Source organism: Phenylobacterium sp. (genome assembly GCF_036502675.1).
Classification (GTDB): domain Bacteria; phylum Pseudomonadota; class Alphaproteobacteria; order Caulobacterales; family Caulobacteraceae; genus Phenylobacterium.
Genome location: NZ_DASXYF010000103.1, coordinates 1 through 19,656, shown reverse-complemented (window position 1 = coordinate 19,656; position 19,656 = coordinate 1). Strand labels below are relative to the sequence as shown.

Annotated in this window: 16 protein-coding genes; 10 read left to right on the top strand and 6 right to left on the bottom strand. The window is 71.0% G+C overall.

Annotated features, from left to right (window positions below; translation table 11 throughout):
• Window positions 1–36 precede the first annotated feature (36 nt).
• Genes VGL30_RS12995 through VGL30_RS12985 form a run of 3 tightly spaced genes read left to right on the top strand, consistent with a single transcriptional unit; the run spans window position 37 to window position 2,564 of the window.
• On the top strand, window positions 37–1,095 hold the full coding sequence (locus VGL30_RS12995; protein ID WP_331540422.1) for an FkbM family methyltransferase: 1,059 nt from the start codon (window positions 37–39) through the stop codon (window positions 1,093–1,095).
• A 3-nt stretch (window positions 1,096–1,098) separates the two neighbouring features.
• Complete coding sequence (locus tag VGL30_RS12990; protein ID WP_331540421.1) at window positions 1,099–1,914, top strand: NAD(P)-dependent oxidoreductase; 816 nt, start codon at window positions 1,099–1,101, stop codon at window positions 1,912–1,914.
• Window positions 1,911–2,564, top strand: a complete 654-nt coding sequence (locus tag VGL30_RS12985) for a hypothetical protein (RefSeq protein ID WP_331540420.1) — start codon at window positions 1,911–1,913, stop codon at window positions 2,562–2,564. The genes VGL30_RS12990 and VGL30_RS12985 overlap by 4 nt, the downstream gene beginning before the upstream one ends.
• Here the strand turns inward: VGL30_RS12985 and VGL30_RS12980 are convergent.
• The 6 genes from VGL30_RS12980 to VGL30_RS12955 all read right to left on the bottom strand — a co-directional run bounded on the left by VGL30_RS12980 (window position 2,561) and on the right by VGL30_RS12955 (window position 11,127).
• Window positions 2,561–4,846 (bottom strand): tetratricopeptide repeat protein, encoded by a 2,286-nt coding sequence (locus tag VGL30_RS12980; protein WP_331540419.1) that lies wholly within the window; start codon window positions 4,844–4,846, stop codon window positions 2,561–2,563. The genes VGL30_RS12985 and VGL30_RS12980 overlap by 4 nt on opposite strands.
• A 3-nt stretch (window positions 4,847–4,849) precedes the next feature.
• On the bottom strand, window positions 4,850–7,156 hold the full coding sequence (locus VGL30_RS12975) for a tetratricopeptide repeat protein (protein ID WP_331540418.1): 2,307 nt from the start codon (window positions 7,154–7,156) through the stop codon (window positions 4,850–4,852).
• Between the two features lie 45 nt (window positions 7,157–7,201).
• Window positions 7,202–8,026: a WecB/TagA/CpsF family glycosyltransferase gene (locus VGL30_RS12970; protein WP_331540417.1), complete on the bottom strand. Its 825-nt coding sequence runs from the start codon at window positions 8,024–8,026 to the stop codon at window positions 7,202–7,204.
• Between the two features lie 35 nt (window positions 8,027–8,061).
• The gene (locus VGL30_RS12965) at window positions 8,062–8,355 is read right to left on the bottom strand and encodes a SemiSWEET transporter (RefSeq protein WP_331540416.1); all 294 of its coding nucleotides are present in this window, start codon (window positions 8,353–8,355) and stop codon (window positions 8,062–8,064) included.
• A 182-nt stretch (window positions 8,356–8,537) separates the two neighbouring features.
• Window positions 8,538–9,587, bottom strand: coding sequence for a sulfate ABC transporter substrate-binding protein (locus VGL30_RS12960; RefSeq protein WP_331540415.1), 1,050 nt, complete (start codon window positions 9,585–9,587; stop codon window positions 8,538–8,540).
• 28 nt (window positions 9,588–9,615) lie between these two features.
• Window positions 9,616–11,127, bottom strand: coding sequence for an OprO/OprP family phosphate-selective porin (locus tag VGL30_RS12955; protein ID WP_331540414.1), 1,512 nt, complete (start codon window positions 11,125–11,127; stop codon window positions 9,616–9,618).
• A gap of 229 nt (window positions 11,128–11,356) precedes the next feature.
• Between VGL30_RS12955 and VGL30_RS12950 the strand changes: the two genes are divergently transcribed.
• The 7 genes from VGL30_RS12950 to purD all read left to right on the top strand — a co-directional run.
• A complete protein-coding gene (locus VGL30_RS12950) occupies window positions 11,357–12,736 on the top strand; it encodes an ATP-binding protein (protein ID WP_331540413.1) in 1,380 nt (459 codons plus the stop codon).
• A gap of 115 nt (window positions 12,737–12,851) precedes the next feature.
• A complete protein-coding gene (gene pstC, locus VGL30_RS12945) occupies window positions 12,852–14,288 on the top strand; it encodes a phosphate ABC transporter permease subunit PstC (protein WP_331540412.1) in 1,437 nt (478 codons plus the stop codon).
• Entirely contained in the window at window positions 14,281–15,585 is a 1,305-nt protein-coding gene (gene pstA, locus VGL30_RS12940) for a phosphate ABC transporter permease PstA (protein ID WP_331540411.1), read from the top strand. The genes pstC and pstA overlap by 8 nt, the downstream gene beginning before the upstream one ends.
• An 80-nt stretch (window positions 15,586–15,665) precedes the next feature.
• The gene (gene pstB / locus VGL30_RS12935) at window positions 15,666–16,463 is read left to right on the top strand and encodes a phosphate ABC transporter ATP-binding protein PstB (protein WP_331540431.1); all 798 of its coding nucleotides are present in this window, start codon (window positions 15,666–15,668) and stop codon (window positions 16,461–16,463) included.
• Between the two features lie 26 nt (window positions 16,464–16,489).
• Window positions 16,490–17,185, top strand: a complete 696-nt coding sequence (gene phoU, locus VGL30_RS12930) for a phosphate signaling complex protein PhoU (protein ID WP_331540410.1) — start codon at window positions 16,490–16,492, stop codon at window positions 17,183–17,185.
• Window positions 17,186–17,198: 13 nt separating this feature from the next.
• The gene (gene phoB / locus VGL30_RS12925; protein WP_331540409.1) at window positions 17,199–17,888 is read left to right on the top strand and encodes a phosphate regulon transcriptional regulator PhoB; all 690 of its coding nucleotides are present in this window, start codon (window positions 17,199–17,201) and stop codon (window positions 17,886–17,888) included.
• A 663-nt stretch (window positions 17,889–18,551) separates the two neighbouring features.
• Window positions 18,552–19,656 (top strand): phosphoribosylamine--glycine ligase (gene purD / locus VGL30_RS12920; RefSeq protein WP_331540408.1); only part of this gene is annotated, 1,105 nt, incomplete at its 3' end.

The window sequence follows — 19,656 nt, the reverse complement described above, 5'->3', positions numbered from 1 at the left end:
CCCGCGCCTGCGGGCGAAGAACAGGTCCTTTCCCGAATGTCCGACGACAAAACCCTGAGCGCCCTGACCCGCATCGCCGCGAAGCCGGAATGGCGCGACGCCTTCGTGCGGCGGATCGTCGACCTGGAGCAGGACCTGGCCACGCCCGGCCTGGACGTCCGCGAGGAGATCACCGGCCCCCTGGTGGACGCCCTGTTCGACGACGACCAGGTGGTGCGCAAGAGCCTGTCCAACGGCGTCGTCTTCGAGTTCCTCTACCGCTCGAAGATCGCCCGCGACTTCGTCATGTCGACGCCCGAGGTTCCCGACCATGCCTGGGAGCCGCAGACCAGTCGCATCCTGGTGGACCTGGCCAGGCGCGCGAAGCAGGTGGTGGTGGGCGGCGCCTACTTCGGCGACCACGCGGTGCTGATCGCCCGCGAGGTGGCCAAGCGCGGCGGAACGGTCCACGCCTTCGAGCCCAACAACGAGCAACGCGCCATGCTGGTGCGCAATGCGGCGCTGAACGGACTGGGCAACATCGTCCCGCGCCCCGAGGGCCTGTGGGACAACTCCAGCACCAGCCTGAAGCTGGTGGGCTACGACTCGTTCGCCAGCGCCGAGGTGGCCGACGGCGACGACAGCTTCAAAACCGTGACCATCGCCGACTACCTGCAGGCCGCCGGCGTCGACGAGCTGGGCCTGATCGTGCTGGACATCGAGGGCGCCGAGTTCGCGGCGCTCAAGGGGGCGGAGAGCTTCCTGGCGCGGCCCGCCGGCCAGGCGCCGGACGTCCTCTTCGAGGTGCACCGCCACTATGTCGACTGGACCGACGGCCTGGAGAACACGCCGCTGGCCAAGTTCCTCACCGGCCACGGCTACACCCTGTTCGCCCTGCGGGACTTCAACTCCAACTACGACCTGGCCGGCCGGCCGGTGGAGCTGGTCCCGGCGGACGCGGTCCACCTGGAAGGGCCGCCGCATGGCTTCAACATGGTGGCGGTGAAGGACGCCTCGGTGTTCGACAACGCCGGCTACCGCATCCTCCGCGACGTCAGCCCCAAGCTGTTGCGCCACAAGGACCCGGCCCTGCACCACCCGGCGGGCGGCCTCTAGGCCGTGGCCGGCGCCTGCACGATCGTCGGCGCCGCCGGCTTCGTGGGCGCGGCGCTCGACGCGCGGCTGCGCGCCCAGGGGCTGAACCCCTATGCGCCGGCGAAAGGCGATCCGGAGCTGTTGGCCCGCGACCTCGGCTGCGTCTTCTATTGCGCGGGCCTGACGGCGGACTACGCGGCGCGCCCGTTCGACACGGTGGAGGCCCATGCCGCCCTGCCGGCGGAGATCGCCCGGCGCGGGCGGTTCGAGCGGTTCATCTACCTCTCCTCCACCCGACTCTACGACGGCGGCGCGGCCGCGGAGCCGGTGCGGGAGGACGCCCCGCTGATGCTGCGGCCCGCGGAGCCGCGGCACATCTACGACCTGAGCAAGGCGCTGGGGGAGAACATCGCCCTTACCCGGATGGACGGCCGCGGCGCGGCGGCGCGGCTTTCCAACGTGTTCGGCTGGAACGACGGCGATCCGGGCTTCCTCTCCGAGTGGCTGGCGCGCGCCCGCACCGGCCGGACGCTCGAGCTGGAGTCCAGCCCGCACGTCGCCCGCGACTACATCCACCTGGACGACGTGGTGGACGCGCTGATCGCCATGTCCGAGGCCCAGTCCCCGGGTATCGTCAACGTGGCCAGCGGCGAGCTGGTCACTAATGCGGCGCTGGCGGAGGTGTTCGCGGCCGAGGGCTGGACGATCAGCTTCCGCGGCGACGCCGATCCGCCGCCGCCGCCCTGCGCCGACGTCGGCAGGTTGCGGGCGCTGGGCGTGGCGCCGCGGCCGGTGCTGGACGTGGTGCGCGGCTATCTGCAGGCGGCGGCGAGGCCATGAAACTGATCGACCACACCCGCGAGAGCCTGGCCGACTACACCGCCGCCCAGTGCGCCAACCTGATCCCCGACGGCAAGAGCGCGGCCTTCCGCGCCTGCGTGGCGGCGCATCTCGACGAGGCGCTGGAGCGGCTGCACCGCTGCATCAACGCCTGCGCCCCGTGGCGGCCGGACCAGTTCAATGTCCTGCAGTCGTCGCAGTACTGCATCTACCTCTACTACCTCTCCAACACCATCTGGCGGCGGTCGGGGGACGCCAGCGCCGCGACGCGCCTCTTCCTGATGAACAAGGCGCTGAACGGCATCGACCTGTTCTACGAGATCGCCATGCCGGAGGTGTTCTACATCGGCCACTCCGTCGGCATCGTGCTGGCCAAGGCCACCTACGGCAACTTCCTGGTGCTCTACCAGAATGTGAATGTCGGCCGGCATATCGCCGACATCCCGGTGATCGGCGACCGGGTGATCCTCTACCCGAACAGTTCGGTGGTGGGCGCCTCGGTGGTGGAGGACGGCTGCGTGCTGTCGCAAGGGGTGCGGGTGATCAACCGGCGGACGCCCGCCGGGTCGATGGTGTTTCCCGCGGAGAAGGGGGCGCTGGCCTTCCGTCCGGCGCCGGCGGACCTGCTCGGCGAATACTTCCGGATCTAGGCGGCGCCCGCCGCGGCGCGCGCCGCCAGGTCGAAATAGTCCTGGACGAAGGCCTCGGTGCGGCCGAGCGGGCTGGCGCGGAGCTGGCCGCGCAGGTCCCGGCGCAGGGCGGCGCGCCGCGGCGCGTCGGCGGCCAGCTCGACGGCCTTGGCGACGAAGGCCTCCGGCGTCTCCACCGACAGGTCGGGGAGGCCGGCGTTGGTGAGGATCGAGTGGCTGAGCCGCTGGAACACCGCCTCGCCGCGCAGCGAGACCACCGGAACGCCCATCCAGAGGCTTTCGCAGGTCGTCGTTCCGCCGGTGAGCGGGAAGGTGTCCAGAGACACGTCCATGCGGTTGTAGCGGATAAGGTGGCCGCCGACGGTGGGGTCGAAGTCCAGGCGGTCCGGGTCCACGCCCGCCTCGGCGAAGATCCGCGCCACGTTCCGGCGAAACGCGGGGGCGGCGGCTTCCGGGCGCAGGAACAGGAAGCGCGACCCGGGGACCTGGGCCAGCACCTGGGCCCAGGCCTGCAGGGCGGGGCGGGCGTACTTGTTGGGGTTGTTGGCCGTGCCGAAGGTGATGCAGCCGTTCCGCGCCGCCGGCGCTTGCGGATCCACCGCCGGATCTTCGCGGAAGGCCGCGCGGCCGAGCGCCAGCCAGCTGTGCGGCATGAGCAGCGGCGTCTCGGCCGTGAGGTCGGGCGCGGTGGGGGCGAGATGCGGGTCGAGGATCAGGTGGTCGATGGCGGCCAGGCCGACCGAGTGCGGATAGCCCAGCCAGCTCGCCTGCACCGGCGCAGGGCGGTAGGCCAGGACCTGCGCATAGTTCCAGCGGGTGGTGGAGCCCAGCTCGATCAACAGGTTCAGGCCGTCGTCGGCGATCATCTGGGCCGCCGCCTGCTCGGCGATTCCCGGCCGCACCCGGAAGCCGGCGATCTGGCCTGCGATCCGCGCCTGCACCTCGTCCGGCGGGCCTGGGCGGAACGAGTAGGCGTAGAGCTCGAAGCGGTCGCGGTCGTAGTGCTCGAACAGCGCCTGGGCGAAATGGCCGACCGCGTGGCGGCGCAGGTCGGACGACAGGAATCCGATGCGCAGGCGCCCGCCGCCACGCGGGCCCGGTCGCCGGCCCGCCGGAGCGGCCGCGGCGCGGCGCTCGATCGGCCCTGCCCATAGGCGATGCTGGGCCAGGAGCTCGCGCCGCCGGTCCGGCGAATTGGCCAGCGGCAGCTGCGACAGCAGCATGGCGTGCTGGCCGTTCAGCGCCCAGTAGCGGCCGAGGTCCGCGAAGTCGCCGACGGCCTCGACCTCATCGACGGCGCCGACCTGGGCCAGGATCGCGCGCACGACGAAGGCCTGCTCGGCTGGCGGCGGCCGGCCGCCGGAGACCGCCTGCACGAGGTCATGGGCGGCCTGCAGCAGCTCCGGGCGGCCGGCTTGCGACGCGCGGAAGCTGGCGTGGGCGCGGGTGAGCACGTAGTCCGCGTTGCGCGGGGCCAGCGCCGCCGCGCGGTCGGCATGGGCCAGGGCGGCGGCGATGTCGCTGTCGACCAGCAGCCGGGCCAGCTGATGATGGGCCCAGGCCGCGTCCGGACGCGCGGCGATTTCCGCCTCCAGGCCGGCGCGCGCCTCGTCGGGGCGGCCCGCGCGCACCAGGACCTCGGCTCGGCGTGCGAGCAGCCGGGGTTCGCCCGGAAGGCGGCGGAGGCCTTGAGCCAGGATCTCCAGGGCCCGGTCGTGGCGCTGGCGTTCGCTGGCCAGCATCGCGCGGTCGCACCAGGCGCCGGTGAAGCGGGGCTCCAGGGCGAGCGCCCGGGCCAGCGCCGCGTCGGCCCCGGCGAGGTCGCCCTGCCGCCGGCGGGCGCGCCCCAGTATGTGATGCAGCTCGGGGTCGCGCGGCTGGACCTTGAGGAGCGGGGCGAGCGCGGCCTCGGCGGCGGCGCCGTCGCCCCGGTCGTTGTGGACGTTGGCGATGTTGAACAGGGCCGACAGCTTGGCCGGCGCCAGGGCGCGGACCTTCTCCAGCGCCTGCAACGCCTCGTCCAGCCGCCGCCCGCGGCGCAGCGTCAGCCCCAGGACCTGCCAGAGGTCGGCGTCCCCGGGATAGGACGCGAGGCCGCGCCGGGCCCAGGCCTCGGCGGCGGGCATGGCGCCGGAGTCCAGGAAGGCGGCGGCCAGGCGGACGACGAGGGCGGCGGGCGCCGGGGTTCCCGTTCCGAGGGCCGCATCCAGCAGCTCGGCGGCGCGTGCGGGCGTTCCGGCCGTAAGCGCCGCCTCCACCTCGCGCAGGGCGGCTGCGGCCACGCCTCAGGCCGACGCGACGGCGGGCTGCCGGCTCTCCACCGTCCGGGCCACGAGGTCGTAGAAGTCACGGGCGAACTGCTCGTTCCGGCCGAGCGGGCTCGCGCGCATCCGGTCGCGCAGGGTGTGGCGCAGCTCCAGCCGCTGGGCGCGGTCGGCGGCCAGGGCCCTGGCGATGGCCACGTACTCCTCCAGGTCGGACGCGATGTGCTGGGTCAGGCCGAGGTTGGTGAGGATGGAGCCGCTGAGGCGCTCGAACAGCGCCTCGCCCCGAAGGTTGACCACCGGCAGGCCCATCCACAGCGCCTCGCAGGTGGTGGTGCCGCCCGTCAGGGGGAAGGGGTCGAGGGTGATGTCGACCTCGTTGTAATAGGACATGTGCAGGCCGCGGATGACCCGGTAGCTGACGCGGTCGGCCGGGACGCCTTCCATGGCGAAGTACTTCTCGACGTTCTTGCGGAAGGTCGGCGTGCCGCCCTCCGGCCGGATGAACCGGAACCGGGAGTTCGGCGTCTCGCGCACGACGCGGGCCCAGGTCCTCAGGACCGCCTCGCTGTACTTGTGCGGGTTGTTGGCGGTCCCGAAGGTGATGCAGCCGTTGGCGTCTTCGGGCAGGCCCTCGTTGATCACGTAGTTTTCCGCGAACGCCCGGCGCCCCAGGGCCAGCCAGCTGTGCGGCATGAGCATCGGCTTCTCCAGCAGCAACTCGGGGTCCGGCGGCACGAGGTTGGGATCGAGGACGATGTAGTCGATGGAGGTCAGGCCGGCGGAATGCGGGTAGCCCAGCCAGCTCGCGTGCAGCCGCGCCGGCCGATAGGCCATGACTTCCAGCTTGTTCATGTGGGTCGAACCGCCAAGCTCGATCAGGATGTCGAGGTCGTCGTCGGCGATCATCTGGGCGGCGTCGCGCGTCGAGATGTCCGGGTTCCAGCGGTAGGCGTCGACCTTGGAGGTGATGAACTTCTGAACGCCGTCCTCGGCGCCGTGATAGAACGAGTAGCAGAACACCTCGAACCGGCTCCGGTCGATGGCCTCGAACAGCGGGAAGGCGAAGTAGCCCACCGGGTGGCTGCGCAGGTCGGACGACATGAAGCCGATGCGGATCTTTTCGCCGGCCCGGGCGCGCTTCGGGCGGCGGATCGGATCGCGGGCGGCGGCTTCCAGGGCGGCGTCGCCCCAGATCCTGTGCTGCGCCAGCAGCTCGTGACGGTCCTCGGCGGTCTCGACGCGCGCCAGGTGCTTGAGCAGGGCCGTGTGACGGCCGCTCTCGGCCCAGCCGCGGCCGAGGTCGCGGAAGCTGCCCAGGCTGCCCAGCTGGTCGAAGGCGCAGACCCGGATCAGCAGCTCGTTGACGACCTTGGCATGCTTGGGGGTGAAGGCCGCGTGCAGCAGGTCCGGCGTTTCTTCGAAGAGCCGGTAGGCGGCTTCGATGTTGGCGCCTTCGTCGCCGTGGCGTGAGCGCTCCAGGCTTTCGATCAGCGCCACGCGGTATTCGAGGTTGTCGGGCTGCAGCTCGAGGGCTCGCTGGAAATAAGCGTTGGCCCGCGCACGGTCCCGGTCGGCGATGGCGCCGCCCAGGGCGTGCTGCAGCCAGGCTTCGCCGCCATGGGCCGGCAGCAGGGAAAGCAGGTGCTCTTCCGCGGCGGCCGCGAGGCCCATGCGGCGCAGGATCACCGCCTTGGCCTCCAACAGCCGCTGGTCACCGGGGACGGCGGCGATGGCGCGGTCGGTCGCCTCGATCGCCGCGGTGAAGTTCTGGCGTTGGGCCTCGGCGCCCGACCAGTCGAGCCAGGCGTCGACATAGTCCTTCTTCAACATCACCGCCTGGCGGGCCCGCGCCACCGCGGGCTCGAACTTCTTCTGCGCGATCAGGGCCCTCGCCAGACCGCGCTGGTATTCCGCGTTGCGGGGGTCGGCCCGCACCAGCTTGGTGAACACCGCCTCCGCCGCCGGCCCCTTGGACTGGTCGTTGTAGATGTTGCCCTTGTTGACCGCGGGCGCCAGCGACTTGGGGTCGAGCTTCTGCGCCTGGTCGAGCGCCTTCACCGCTTCGTCGTAGCGGTGAAGGCGCCGCAGGATGACGCCACGCGCATTCCACAGGCTGAAGTCGCGGGGAAAACGGGCGGTGGCCTTCTGCGACCAGGCCTCGCCCTCTTCGTAGCGCTTCTGCTGATGAAGCTGGACGACCAGTGTCCGGTAAAGCTGGGCTTGGCTTTCGGGCTGGTCCGACAGGATCTGGATGATCAGGTCCGCGGCCGGGCCGGCCTGCCCCGCCTTCAGCAGGCTGTCCGCCCGCGCAAGTCGCTCGTCCATGAGCCCACCATACCTTCGGTCGCCGCGCCGCAATCGACGAAGGACTTACAGCGGCGATCGCGTCTCGCCAATCGCCCGCACGCGGCGCCTCGCCGCGTTCAGGCCCGGCCGCGCCCGCAGGTCGCCCAGCGCCGCGGGCAGCAGGAACCAGGGCTCGATCAGGTAGCGCATGGCCAGCCGGCGGGGCTGGGTCGCCAGGCGGAACAGCCATTCGAGGCCGATCCGGCCCATCCAGCGGGGGGCGGCGGCCTGTACGCCGGCCTCGTAGTCGAAGGCCGCGCCTACCGGGAACAGCACGCCGCGGGCGAAGGCGGCGCGGTTGTCGAGGATCCACATCTCCTGGCGAGGCATGCCCATGCCCACGAAGACGACGTCGGGGGCGAAGGCGGCGATCCGGGCCAGGAGCTCGCGGTTCTCCGGGGAGGCGGGGTCGGCGTCCAGGTAGCCGTGGCGGGCGGCGAGCCGCACGTTCGGCCATTCCCCGGCGAGGCGCGCGCAGGCGGCGTCGGCCACGCCGGGCGCTCCGCCCAGGTAGAAGACCTTCCAGCCCCGGGCGTCGGCCAGCCGCCAGAAGTCATCGCGCCAGTCGAGATAGGTGCAGCGGTGGGCGCGGCGGACCGGCAGGCCCAGCAGGCGGCCCCAGGCGATCACCGGCACGGAATCCATCTCGATGAGGTCGGCCTGGGCGAAGAATTCGCGCAGGCGCTGCGAGCGGCGGAAGAGGTAGAGGCTGTGGCTGTTGTGGTTGGCGACCACGGCGGAGCGGCCCGCATCCACCCAGCCGGCGACGCGCGTCATCACCTCGGGGGGGGTGACGAGGTCGAACTCCGCGCCCAACAGGCGCAGACGCGGCGGCTGGCCGGGCTCCATGGCCGCGGTGTGGCACGCCGCCGCTTTCCGCCGCGTTAAGCGTCGGCGCCGGCCGGCTTGCCGTGGCGGCTGAACCGCCACTTGAGGACCAGCACCGTGGCCGAGAGCGCCAGGCAGACGATGTTGGACACCACGATCGGCCAGCCGCCGCGCAGGACCCCGTAGATCGTCCACAGAGCGAAGCCGGTGACGGTGACCACGTACATGCGCAGGGACACGGAGGAGGCGTCGCGCTCGTGCCAGATCTTGACGATCTGCGGCATGAAGCTGGCCATGGAGCAGAGAGCGGCGCCGGCGCCGAGCAGGCTGGCGGGAGACAGGTCGATCAAGGCCTGCACCGCCCCCGGAGCGTCGGCGCCTGGTCTTCGATGATCGGGATGTCGCACGGGTCGGCTGGGGCGGTCATGGGGTCATCGGCTGCTCGTCGGGGGGTGTAACGAGCGCGGGCGCGCCGGGTTGCCTGGACTCGAACGTGAGCCTCCCGGCGGCCGCATGTCGGACGCTCCCGGCTTCAGCGCGGCTTGTAGATCTTGTCGAACAGGCCGCCGTCGGCGAAGTGCGTCGCCTGGGCCTTCTTCCAGCCGCCGAAGGTGTCGTCGATGGTGACCATCGGGATCTTCGGCAGGGTCCTGGCGTACTTGGCCGCGGCCTCGGCGTTGCGCGGACGGTAGTGGTGCTTGCCGATCAGGTCCTGGGCCAGCGGGCTGTAGAGGAAGTTCAGGTAGCCCTCGGCCACGGTGCGGGTCTTCTTGCGGTCGACCACCTTGTCCACCACGGCGACCGGCGGCTCGGCCAGGATCGAGAGCGACGGGTAGACGATGTCGAACTTCGGACCGAACTCGTCCTGGGCGAGCCAGGCCTCGTTCTCCCAGGCCAGCAGAACGTCGCCCAGGCCGCGCTGGGCGAAGGTGGTGGTGGAGCCGCGCGCGCCGGTGTCGAGCACCGGCACCTGGGCGTACAGCTTGCCCAGGTAGGCCTGGGCCGTGGCCGGGCTGCCGCCGGGCTGCTTGAGCGCCCAGGCCCAGGCCGCCAGGTAATTCCAGCGCGCCCCGCCGGAGGTCTTGGGATTGGGGGTGATCACCGCGATGCCCGGCTTGATCAGGTCGCTCCAGTCGCGGATCTTCCACGGGTTGCCCTTGCGCACCAGGAACACGATGGTCGAGATGTAGGGGGTGGAGTTCTGCGGCAGGCGGGTCTGCCAGTTGGCCGGCAACAGCCTGGCCCTGGCGGCGATCTCATCGATGTCGGAGGCCAGCGCCAGGGTGACCACGTCGGCCTGCAGGCCGTCGATCACCGCCCGGGCCTGCTTGCCCGAGCCGCCGTGGCTCTGCTGGATGCTGATGTCCTGGCCGGTCTTGCCCTTCCAGTAGCTGGCGTAGGCGGCGTTGACGTCCTTGTAGAGCTCGCGCGTCGGGTCGTAGCTGACGTTGAGCAGGGTGACGGACTTGGGCTGGGCCGCGGCGGCGGAGCCGATGATCGCCGGAACGGCCAGCGCGGCGCCGAGACCGCCGGTGGCGGCGAGCACGGCCCGGCGGGACGGCGATTTCAGGTCGTGGGTCATGTCGGGGGGTCCGTTCTCTTCGGCGAAGTCAGAACGCGAACTGCGAGCGCAGGTTCACGGATCGGTAGTCCTGGCCCAGCTGGGCGCCGGCCGCGTTGCGGCGTTTCACGGAGACGTCCTGCACGTCGAGCATGAACTTGGTGGCCGGATTAGGGAACCAGTTCAGTCCCGCGGTCCAGATCCGTTGCTCGCCGCCGCGCACGCGGTTGGCGACCACGGCGCTGTCGGCGTGGTCGTTGAGGTCCAGGGTGGAGTAGCGCGCCGCCAGCTCCCAGGCGCCCCACTGGTTCTTCAGGGGATCGAAGGGCTTGTCCACCGCGGGCGCGTCGAACGCCGCCGTGGTCAGGTTGTACTTGCGCGCCTCGCCGGTCAGCACCCAGCCGCCCTCCACGTACCAGCCGGAGAACCTGGGATCCTGCACGCCGGCCGCCGGGTGGCGCCGGTCGATCTTGATGTCGAAGTACTCGGCCTGCAGCAGCAGGTTCTTCTTCTGGGCGGCGAACTCCAGGCCGAGCGCCCGGGCGCCGGCGGCGTCGATCGCGCCGGTGTCCACCAGCCGCGTGCCGTCGACCCGCAGTTCGGGCCGTTCGCGCAGCTGGATGGCGTAGCGGGCCGCCGCCGTGGGACCCAGGTCGGCCGGTTGCGCCACGACGCCGGCGTTGGCGCCCACATGCACCAGCCAGTCGTAGCCGTGCAGCGGCGTGCCCGCGATCCGCAAGGCGTAGCCGAGCTGCTCGTCGAAGGTGGCGGCGTTGAACGCGGTCGCGCCGGAGTTGAACGAGGACACCAGGTTGCTGGTCACCACCGCGGAGGCGAACCAGTGGTCGCCGTTGCCGATGACCCCGGCCCCCAGCCGCGTGTCGCCGCCGGCGAGGTTGCGGGCCACGTCGGCCGCGGCCGGCCGTTCCGCGAACAGCGCGCCGTTGGTGGACGCCGCGTCCTCCAGGCCCAGCGGCGGGGCGAAGGCGCCGACGCGGAAGCGCCACGGCTTGAAGGCGGAATACTGGATCCACAGCTCCTGCACCCGGCCGGTGTCCTCGGCGCCGGAGCCGCCGAAATCCAGCAGGAGGTTGTAGTCGAAGGCGCCGTAGAGCTTGCCGTCGACGCCCAGCCGCGCCCGGCGGAAGTTCACGCCGCTGTTCAGGTCGCGCGCGGCGACGCTGGCCGGCAGGGAGCGGTCCTGGAAGTATTTCGCGGTGTCGAGCTGCATCACCCCGTGCAGGGTGGCCGAAAAGCGCCCGTCGCTGGTGGCGATGGTGGGCTTGCCGTTGGGGATCGACGCCTGGGTCGAGGTGGCGTCGGTGCGAAGCGCGTCGAGGCTGGCGCCGGTCGAGGTCTTCAGGTCGGTCACCTGGGCCGACAAGGTCTCGACGTCGCCGGTCTGCTGCTGCTTGAGGGCGGCGACCTGCGCCGCCAGGTCGGCCAGCTGCGCTTCCAGCGCCTGGATCCGGGCGTCCGACGCCGGGTCCGCGGCCGCCATCTGCGGCCACGCCAGAGCCACGATGGCCGCGCTGGCCACCAGTCCATGTTTCAGCGTCATTCGTCTTGGTCCCCTGAGCGGACCTTCGCAGTCCGTCGCCATGGCTTAAGGATATAATTCCCATCGGAACAATAGAGTTTCATTAAGGCGGCATGCAGATTTCCTGACGGTCAGCGGGCGGACTGTCATCGCCATGACATACCGGCGCGCATGGTGGATGCTCGCGCAGGAGAATCGCTTGTCGCTTCCGCAGCCCCCGCCGTTGGCCCCGAAATCTCGCATCCCCGGATTGTGGCCGACGGTTCTGGCCGGCGCGGCGGGGGCCGGCGCGCTCCTGCTGCTGGCGCTGACCGGGCGGGCCGGCGCGCAGGAAGCGTCGCTGGCGGCCCTGACCGTGGCCGGCGTCACGCTGCTCTGCATCCGCAACCTGCGCTGGGTCGCCGCGCCCGCCGCCGCCGCGGGCGCGGCCCCGCCGCCCGCCGGCGAGACGTTCGCGGCCTATGCCGCGCTGATCGACGCCTTCCCCGACCCGATGCTGGTGGTGGCCGCCCACGAGCCCGACGACGTCACCGGCCGACGCTTCATGTTCGCCAACGCCGCCGCCCGCGAGCTGCTGCGCATCCAGCGGCCCGACGGCCTGCTGCTCACCGTGATCCGCGACCCGGAGGTGCTGGAGGCGGTGGACGAGGCGCTGTTCGGCGAGATCGACGGCGTGGCCGAGCTGGAGCTGGGCGGCTCGCAGGAGCGTATCTTCCGGGCGTTGGCCCGTCCCATGGGGCCGGGACCGGGCGGGGCGCGCCTGGCGCTGCTGGTGTTGCGGGAGGAGACCGAACAGCGGCGCGTCGAGCGCACCCGCGCCGACTTCCTGGCCAACGCCAGCCACGAGCTGCGCACGCCGCTGGCCTCTCTGGCGGGGTTCATCGAGACCCTGCGCGGCCACGCCCGCGACGACGCCGGGGCGCGCGACCGCTTCCTGGGCATCATGCAGGCCCAGACGGAGCGGATGGCGCGGCTGATCGACGATCTGATGTCGCTGAGCCGGATCGAGCTCAACGAGCACGTGGCGCCGGCCGACGCGGTCGACCTGTCGCTGGTGGTCAACGAGGTGCTGGAGGCGATGGGTCCGCTGGCGCGGGAGCGCCGGGTGCGGCTGGAGCCGTCGCTGGGCGCACGCGGGCAGGCGCTGGTGGCCGGCGACCGCGACCAGATCGTCCAGGTGGCGCAGAACCTGATCGACAACGCCGTCAAGTACACGCCGGCTGGGGGGGGCGTGCGGGTCGCCGTGGAGACCGGGCTTTCCGCCGAGGCCGCCGCCGCCGCGGGCGGCCACGTGGCGCGGCTGGCGCTGCTCACCCCCGACCACGGACCGGAGCGCTACGCGGCGCTGCGGGTGGCCGACAGCGGCGCCGGCATCGCCCGCGAGCACCTGCCGCGCCTCACCGAGCGCTTCTACCGGGTGGAGGGGCAGAAGAGCGGCGAGCGGTCGGGCACGGGGCTGGGCCTGGCCATCGTCAAGCACATCATGAACCGCCACCGCGGCGGCCTGGCGGTGGAGAGCCGGCCGGGCGAGGGTTCCACCTTCAGCGCCTACTTCCCCGCAGCCGCCCAGGCGGCGGCCCAGGCCGCAGCGTCGACGATGCGGCCGATCACAGAATCAAAAGTGTCATGAAACTGTCGCGCGCAGACTGCAAAGCACGCGCAGGTTCCGACCTGCGCCGACGGGGGCCGACTTGGTGGTCGATCCCTGTCGTGCGCCCCAACGCAGGCCGAGTGGCGATATCCTCATGCTGATCTGGGCCGCGCTGGCGGCGCTCATCCTGTTCTCCGCCGCGACCTACAGCCTGGGACGGCGGCGCGTGGCGCCTGCGGCCCCGGGCGCCCGCATCCATTCGCTGCCGGGCTATCACGGCGCCTATGTGGTGCTGTGGACCGCTGTGCCGGCCGCATTGCTGCTGTTCGCGCTCACCGCCTTCGGCGGCCGGCTGGAGGCGACCCTGCTGCGCGCCGACACCCCCGCCATCGTCCAGACCCTGTCGCCGGCCCAGACCGACGTCTTCTATGACGACGCCCGGGCGCTGGCCCATAGGGGCACGCCCAGCCAGACCGCCTATCAGGGGGAGCTGAAGGACGCCCTGGCCGCCAAGACGGCGCAGGCGCATGGCCTGGAGCAGACGCTGCTCTTCGGCGCGCTCGCCCTGGCCGCCGCCCTCTCCGTCGGCGGCTTCCTACTCGCCTACCGCCGCCTGACCCCCGACTTCCGCGCCCGCAACCGGGTGGAGGGCTGGACCGGCGGCCTGCTCACCGCCTGCTCCATCGTCGCCGTGCTGACGACCCTGGGCATCCTGGCCTCGCTGGTGTTCGAAAGCTGGCGGTTCTTCGAGGTGGTCTCGCCGCTGCAGTTCCTGTTCGGGACCGACTGGGACCCGCAGATCGCCATGCGCGCCGACCAGTTCGCCACCCGTGGGGCCTTCGGGGCGGTGCCGTTGTTCGTCGGCACCTTCCTGGTGATGCTGATCGCCATGGCCGTCGCCGCGCCGGTGGGCCTGTTCTCGGCGATCTACCTTTCAGAGTACGCCAGGCCCGTGACGCGCAGCTGGGTCAAGCCGCTGCTGGAGATCCTGGCCGGGGTGCCGACCGTGGTCTACGGCTTCTTCGCCGCCCTGACCGTGGGGCCGCTGTTCCGCGCCTTCTTCAATGCGCTGGGCGCCAAGCTGGCGGGCGGGCCGCTGGACGGGATCGGCGTCTACCTGATGCAGGTGCAGAACCAGATGGCGCTGGTGGCGGGCGCGGTGATGGGGGTGATGCTGATCCCCTTCGTCTCGTCGCTGTCCGACGACATCATCAACGCCGTGCCGCAGCACCTGCGGGACGGCAGCCTGGCCATGGGCGCCACCCGGTCGGAAACCGTCAAGAAGGTGGTGCTGCCGGCCGCCCTGCCGGGGATCGCCGCGGCCATGCTGCTGGCCGTCTCGCGGGCCGTCGGCGAGACCATGATCGTCACCATGGCCGCGGGCCTGCAGGCCAGGACGACCTTCAATCCGCTCGACACCGTGACCACGGTGACGGTGCAGATCGTCACCCTGCTCACCGGCGACCAGGAGTTCGACAGCCCGAAGACGCTCTCGGCCTTCGGCCTGGGGCTGACGCTGTTCGTCATCACCCTGGCGCTCAACATCGTCGCCCTGCGCATCGTCCAGAAGTACCGGGAACAATATGACTGAGGCCGTGCTCCCCGCCGCCAAGCGCGGCGCGCCATCGATCGTCCGGGGTGTGGTGGCGGCCAAGCTTAAGGTCCGCCACGCCCGGGAACGGCGGTTCGTCTTCTACGGCCGGGCGGCGATCGTGATCGCCCTGTCCTTCCTGGCGCTGCTCCTGGGCCGCATCGGGCTGCAGGGCTATTCGACCTTCATCGACTACCGGGTCAGCGTCCCGGTCTACATCGACCCGGCCCGGGTCGACCGGGCCGACCTGGGCGGCGCCAACTTCGACATGCTGGTCGCCCAGTCGGTGATGAAGCGCCTGAACATCCCCGACGACGATCTGGGCGAGAACGCCGGCAAGGTGATGGAGGTCCTGTCCAACGACATGGGCTTCCAGTTGCTGGGCAAGGTCCGGGCGGACCCGACGCTGATCGGCAAGCACGTCTCGGTGGAGGGCCCGCTGAAGGCTGACGCCGCCCTCTACTTCAAGGGCCAGATCAAGCGCTCGACGCCGGAGGACAGCCGCAAGCTGGACAATGCGCAGCTGGGTTGGCTGGACAGGCTGAAGGCCGCCGGCGCGATCAAGGGCGGGTTCAACCTGGGCTTCTTCACCCGCTCGGACTCCACCGAGCCGGAACAGGCCGGCGTGCTGGGCGCGGTGGTGGGTTCGACGCTGATGCTGATCGTCACCGCCCTGCTGGCCGTGCCGATCGGGGTGATGGCCGCGGTCTACCTGGAGGAGTTCGCGCCCAAGAACCGCTGGACCGACCTGATCGAGGTCAACATCAACAACCTCGCGGCGGTGCCGTCCATCGTCTACGGCCTCCTGGGCCTGGCGGTGTTCATCAACTGGCTGGGGGTGCCCCGGTCCTCGCCGCTGGTGGGCGGCCTGGTGCTGGCGCTGATGGCCATGCCCACGGTGATCATCGCCACCCGCTCGGCCCTGAAGGCCGTGCCGCCTTCGATCCGCGACGCGGCCCTGGCGATCGGCGCCTCGCGCACCCAGTCGGTGTTCCACCACGTGCTGCCGCTGGCCCTGCCGGGCGTGATGACCGGCGCCATCCTCTCCATGGCCCACGCCCTGGGCGAGACCGCACCGCTGCTGATGATCGGCATGATCTCCTTCGTCCCCGGCGTGCCCGGCGGCGTCACCCAGGCCGCCACGGTGCTGCCGGTGCAGGTGTTCATCTGGGAGAACGCCTCGGAGCGCGCTTTCCACGAACGCACGGCGGCCGCGATCATCGTGCTGCTGGTCTTCATGATCCTGATGAACCTGGCGGCGATCATCCTTCGCCGTCGCTTCGAACGCCGGTGGTGAGCGTTATGAACCTGCGCAATACTCAAATCCCGAGGACCGAGATGCCGACAGACGCCGCCGAGGCCCGCGTGGAGGGGCCGATGCACCTGGACGTCGACCGCGCGGTCGCGGGCGCGCCCACCGGCGCCGTGAAGATCGCGGCCAAGGACGTGGACTTCTTCTACGGCGAGAAGCAGGCGCTCTTCGACGTCTCGCTGGACGTCGCCGACAACGCCGTGACCGCCCTGATCGGCCCCTCGGGCTGCGGCAAGTCCACCTTCCTGCGCTGCATCAACCGGATGAACGACACCATCGCCGGGACCAAGGTCATCGGCCGCATCGAGATCGACGGCGAGGACATCTACGACAGGAACCTCGACCCGGTGCTGCTACGCGCCCGGGTGGGGATGGTGTTCCAGAAGCCCAACCCGTTCCCGAAGACCATCTTCGAGAACGTCGCCTACGGCCTGCGCATCCACGGCCTGGCCAACAAGGCCGAGATGGGCGACATCGTCGAGGCCTCGCTGAAGCGCGCCGGCCTGTGGAACGAGGTGGCCGACCGGCTGCACCAGTCGGGCTCCAGCCTGTCCGGCGGCCAGCAGCAGCGCCTGGTGATCGCCCGCGCCATCGCCGTCAGCCCGGAGGTGATCCTGATGGACGAGCCCTGCTCCGCCCTCGACCCCATCGCCACGGCGCGGATCGAAGAGCTGATCGACGAACTGCGCAACCAGTACTGCATCGTCATCGTCACCCACTCCATGGCCCAGGCCGCGCGGGTGTCGCAGAAGACGGCGTTCTTCCACATGGGCCGGCTGGTGGAGGCGGGGAAGACGGACGAGATATTCACCAACCCGCGCGACAGCCGCACCCAGGACTACATCACCGGCCGCTTCGGCTGACCGTGGCGCGCAAGGAGCGGCCTGCGATGAACGAGCATACCGTCAAGTCCTACGAGGACGAGCTGAACGCCCTGATGGCCGAATGCGCCCGCATGGGCGGCCTGGCGGAGGCGCAGGTGGCCGATTCCCTCGACGCCGTGGTCCGGCGCGACAAGGCCGTCGCCGACTCGGTCGTGCAGCGGGACGAGCGCTTGGACATCCTGGAGGCCGACATCGAGCGCAAGGCCATCCGGCTGATCGCGCTGCGCCAGCCCATGGCCAACGACCTGCGCCGCACGGTGGGGGCGATGAAGATCGCCATGAACCTGGAGCGCATCGGCGACCTGGCCAAGAACATCGCCAAGCGCACGGCGGTGATCGCCGAGGCCGAGCCGGTGATCCCGGCCACACGCTCCATCGAGCGCATGGGCCGCCTCGTGGTGTCCCGGCTGAAGGAAGTGCTGGACGCCTACACCGCCTCGGAGGTGGAGCGCGCCGTCGCCGTCTGGTCGCGCGACGACGAGGTGGACGAGCACTACAACAGCCTGTTCCGCGAGCTGCTCACCTACATGATGGGCGACCCGCGCACGATCACCGCCAGCGCGCACCTGCTGTTCATCGCCAAGAACCTGGAGCGGATCGGCGACCACGCCACCAACATCGCCGAGATCGTCCATTACGAGATCACCGGCGAGGACATGCTCTCCAAGCGTCCGAAGACCGACGCCCTGGACCTTGCGTGACGAAGGCATGCCCGTGACGCCGAACATCCTGGTGGTCGAGGACGAAGACTCGCTCGCCACCCTGCTGCAGTACAACCTGGAGAAAGAGGGCTACAGCGTCTCGCTCGCCTCGGACGGCGAGGACGCCCTGATCCAGGCCGACGAGCGCCTGCCCGACCTGGTGGTGCTGGACTGGATGCTGCCCAAGGTCTCGGGGATCGAGGTCTGCCGGCGGCTGCGCCAGCGGGCGGAGACCCGCAACGTGCCGATCATCATGCTCACCGCGCGCGGCGAGGAGACCGACCGCATCCGCGGCCTGGACACCGGCGCCGACGACTATGTAATCAAGCCGTTCTCCATGACCGAGCTCACCGCCCGCATCCGCGCGGTGCTGCGGCGGCTGCGGCCGGGCCTGGCCGAGGACCGGGTGCGCTTCGGCGACATCGTGGTCGACCGGGTGGCCCACCGGGTGAAGCGGGCGGGGCGCGACGTGCACCTGGGTCCCACGGAGTTCCGGCTGCTGGACTATTTCATGCAGCATCCCGGGCGGGTGTTCTCCCGCGAGCAGCTGCTGGACGCGGTGTGGGGCTCCGACGTCTACGTCGAGGCGCGCACGGTGGACGTCCACGTGGGCCGGCTGCGCAAGGCGCTCAACATCGATGCGGCGGTCGATCCGATCCGCACGGTGCGCTCGGCCGGCTACGCGCTCGATCTCGAAAGCTGAACCCCGCGCGTCACGACCCTCATCCTCACCGGCCGGAGGTGGTGAACGCCGTCAATCCACAGATGCACGAGGAACTGCAGGCCGCCTTCGACGCCTTCGCCGGCGACCCTGGCCAGCGCCTCGCCGTGGTCACCGGGTCGGCGACCGGGCCTTCTGCGCCGGCAGCGGCCTCAAGGCCGGGGCGGCGGCCAGCGTGCACGCGCCCTATCCGAAGAATGGCTACGCCGGGCCGATCGAGCGGCTCGACCTGGCCAAGCTGGCGCCCACATGTTCCCATTTTGTTCTTGTCACGGCGTCCGCCCTGCGCTACGCTGAAGGGTCGCCGCGCCCCCAGTGGTCCAGACTGGCGAGGTGTTGACCGGTCAACACTGGCGGTAGCCGCCTTGCGGCCCGCCTTCCCAGGGTGACGAGCGTATCAAACCTATGATCATACAGATGAAATCCTGCGCCCCGCCAGATGAAGCCCCGTCCACAGAGGTGTTGTTCGCCGCCTGAAAAAGTGTTTACCGCCGAAAGCGGTCCCGCCGGTCATCCCGTTCCGGGCGCCGCTCCGAGGCCGTCTTCCTTCGCGGGCTGCTCGCCAAGCCAAACAAACCCCGCCCTCCGGCGCAGGACAGGCGACGTCGCCTTGACCCTGCGCCCTGGGCGCGCCAAACGCCGCGGATGAACATCCTCCTCGTAGGCTCCGGGGGGCGCGAGCATGCGCTGGCCTGGAAGATCGCCCAGTCGCCGCTGCTGACCCGCCTGGTGGCCGCCCCCGGCAGCGCCGGCATGGCCGCGCTCTGCGAGATCCGCGACGTGAAGCCGACCGACATCCCGGCGCTGGTGGCGCTGGCCCGGGAGGTCGCCGCTGACCTGGTGGTGATCGGGCCGGAGAGCGCGGTGGACGCGGGGCTGGCCGACGCCCTGCAGGCGGCGGGGATCGCCTGCTTCGGGCCCGGCGCCACGGCGGGCCGGCTCGAGACCTCCAAGGCCTTCACCAAGGCTTTCGCCGACCGGCACGGCCTGCCCACGGCGGCCTACCGGGTGTTCGACCGGGCCGGGCCGGCCAAGGTCGCGCTTTCGGACTTCACGCCGCCCTACGTCATCAAGGCCGACGGCCTGGCGGCGGGCAAGGGGGTGGTGATCGCCCAGGACCTGGCCGAGGCCGAGGCGGCCATCGACGACGCCCTGGGGGGGCGGTTCGGCGCCGCCGGCGGGCGGATTGTCATCGAGGAGTTCCTGGAGGGGGAGATCGGTTCGCTGTTCGCGCTCTGCGACGGGACGACCTCGATGCTGTTCGGCTGGGCCCAGGACCACAAGCGCGCCTTCGACGGCGACCAGGGCCCCAACACCGGCGGCATGGGGGCCTATTCCCCGGCGCCGGTGTTCACGCCGCAGCTGGTGGAGGCTGTACGCACCGAGCTGGCCGAGCCCGCCTTCGCCGGCATGGCGGCGGAGGGCTCGCCGTACCGCGGGGTGCTGTTCGTGGAGTTGATGGCCACGGCGCAGGGGCCGAAGCTGGTGGAGTTCAACGTCCGCTTCGGCGACCCGGAATGCCAGGTGCTGATGCTGCGCCTGGAGAGCGACCTGGTCCCCTATCTGGAGGCCTGCGCCCTGGGTACGCTGGGCCTGCTGCCCCCCCCGATCTGGCGCGACGAGGCCGCGGTCTGCGTGGTTGTGGCCGCCAAGGGCTATCCCGACGCGCCGCGGGCCGGCTCGATCATCAAGGGCGCGGAGCAGGACTTCGGCGAGGGTGTCGTGGTCTTCCACGCGGGCACCAGGCGCG